This is a genomic window from Vibrio sp. 2033, from assembly GCF_033339735.1.
Genome location: NZ_JAWOVC010000800.1, coordinates 1 through 524, shown reverse-complemented (window position 1 = coordinate 524; position 524 = coordinate 1). Strand labels below are relative to the sequence as shown.

1 pseudogene is annotated in these 524 nt (G+C 49.0%); it reads left to right on the top strand.

Features of this window, described 5'->3' with window-relative positions:
- A pseudogene (locus R7P74_RS29155) lies at positions 1–524 on the top strand (transglycosylase domain-containing protein); the annotation flags it as partial.

Genomic DNA, 524 nt, shown 5'->3' with positions numbered 1-524 from the left:
CCAATCCAAGAGTTGCGAATTGATCAACTTGCGATGCTGGTGGGCATGGTGAAAGGACCGTCGTACTACAATCCTGTTCGTTATCCTGAGCGCACTAAAGAGCGTCGAGACTTGGTGCTTCGATTGCTGATGCAACAAAACATGCTCACATCGCAGCAATATGAACAAGCTGTGAGTCGACCTCTTGATACACAAAGCAAACCACGTATTGCGAGCCGTCAGCCTGCATACTTCCAGCAATAGAATATCGAGCTGAAAGAGAAGGACGGTGATCGCTTCAAGGCTGAAACTGGTCTGCGCGTGTTTACGTCTCTTGATCCTGTATCTCAAAGTAAAATGGAGCAGGCTATCGCGAAGAAAATACCGGATTTAGCGAAGCGAGGCGGCAAAGAACTCGAAGCTGCTGCCGTGGCTGTTGATCGCCACAGTGGTGAAATTCGTGCCATGGTTGGTGGTAAACGCGTGGGTTATGAAGGCTTTAACCGTGCGCTTAATGCTAGTCGTCCAATTGGTTCGTTGGTCAA